This window comes from Tabrizicola flagellatus, assembly GCF_046295235.1.
GTDB classification, from domain to species: Bacteria; Pseudomonadota; Alphaproteobacteria; order Rhodobacterales; family Rhodobacteraceae; genus Tabrizicola; species Tabrizicola flagellata_A.
In genome coordinates, this window is the sequence record NZ_JBKBLV010000086.1 from 1 (window position 1) to 1,683 (window position 1,683).

2 protein-coding genes and 1 pseudogene are annotated in these 1,683 nt (G+C 66.0%); all 3 read left to right on the forward strand.

What is annotated here, in order from left to right; translation table 11 throughout:
• On the forward strand, nt 1-356 hold a 356-nt coding region (locus tag ACK4IU_RS18585), incomplete at its 5' end, for a glycine cleavage T C-terminal barrel domain-containing protein (RefSeq protein ID WP_409738349.1).
• Between the two features lie 8 nt (nt 357-364).
• Nucleotides 365-724, forward strand: a complete 360-nt coding sequence (gene gcvH / locus ACK4IU_RS18590; protein ID WP_128515594.1) for a glycine cleavage system protein GcvH — start codon at nt 365-367, stop codon at nt 722-724.
• Nucleotides 725-820: 96 nt separating this feature from the next.
• A pseudogene (locus ACK4IU_RS18595) lies at nt 821-1,683 on the forward strand (glycine dehydrogenase (aminomethyl-transferring)); the annotation flags it as partial.

Sequence of the window (1,683 nt, forward strand, 5' to 3'; positions counted from 1 at the left end):
CCTGGGCGATCCAGAAGGCCCGCCGGGCGGGTGGCGCGCGCGCGGGCGGCTTTCCCGGTGCCGCGCGGATCCTGCGCGAACTGGCCGAGGGGCCGGAGCGGCTGCGCGTGGGCCTGCGCCCCGAGGGTCGTGCGCCGATGCGCGAGGGGGTGGAGCTTTTCGCCCCGGACGGGACGCCGGTCGGACAGGTGACCTCGGGCGGGTTCGGGCCTTCGGTCAACGCACCGATTTCCATGGGTTACGTTGCCCGCGCCCATGCTAGCATCGGCACGCAACTGATGGGAGAGGTGCGCGGCAAGCGTCTGCCCGTTACAGTGACCGCGATGCCCTTCCAACCGACAACCTACAAGCGCTGAGGACGATCATGAAATACACCAAGGAACACGAATGGCTGCGCGTCGAGGGGGACCTCGTGGTCGTCGGCATCACCGAACACGCCGCGACCCAGTTGGGCGATGTGGTCTTCGTGGAACTGCCCGAGACCGAGACCATGGTGACCGAGGGCGACGAGGTCTGCGTGATCGAAAGCGTGAAGGCGGCCTCGGACATCCTGGCGCCCGTCGACGGCGAGATCGTCGCGGTGAACACCAAGCTGGTGGACAACCCCGGCCTGGTGAACGAGGACCCGACCGGGGCCGCCTGGTTCTTCAAGATGCGCGTCGATGACCTGAGCGTGCTCGACGATTTCATGGACGAGGACGAATATCAGGAGCTGATCGGCTGATCCCTCGCGCCCGGTTCCGCGCCGGGCAAAACTTTTCGAAAAGTTTTGCAAATTCCTTCGAAGGAATTTGTCCGCCCCATTCCAGAGGCCAGTGCCATGACCTTCACGCCCACCGACTACAACCCCTACGACTTCGCCAACCGCCGCCACATCGGCCCCTCTCCGGTGGAGATGGAGGAGATGCTGGCCGCCGTCGGCGTGCGGACCCTGGACGAGCTGATCGACCAGACCGTGCCGCCGTCGATCCGCCAGTCGCAGCCGCTGAGCTGGGCGCCCCTGGCCGAGCATGAGCTCTTGGCGAAGATGAAGGATGTGGCGGCGAAGAACCGGGTGATGACCAGCCTGATCGGGCAGGGTTATTACGGCACGGTGACGCCTCCGGCGATCCAGCGCAACATCCTGGAGAACCCGGCCTGGTACACGGCCTACACGCCCTATCAGCCCGAGATCGCGCAGGGGCGGCTGGAGGCGCTGCTGAACTTCCAGACCATGGTCTGCGACCTGACGGGGCTGGACGTTGCGAACGCAAGCCTTCTGGACGAGGCGACGGCGGCGGCCGAAGCGATGACCATGGCCGAACGCGTGGCGAAATCGAAGGCGCGGGCCTTCTTCGTGGACCGGTTCTGCCATCCCCAGACCATTGCCGTCATCAAGACCCGCGCGCTGCCTCTGGGCATCGAGATCATCGAGGATGACGTGCGCAAGCTGGACCCGTCGCAGGTGTTCGGCGCGATCTTCCAGTATCCGTCCAGCTACGGCCATGTGATCGACTTCACCCAGCGGATTGCCAGTCTGCATGCGGCGGGGGCGATCGCGATCATGGCGACGGACCTCCTGGCGCTGTGCCTGTTGAAGGAACCCGGCGCGATGGGGGCGGATATCGCGGTGGGTTCGGCGCAGAGGTTCGGGGTGCCGATGGGCTATGGCGGCCCGCATGCGGCCTTCATGGCGGTGAAGGA

What these genes read in the sequence shown, in the direction of transcription:
- gcvH (WP_128515594.1), top strand. Translation starts at nt 365, where the DNA reads ATGAAATACACCAAGGAACACGAATGGCTGCGCGTCGAGGGGGACCTC.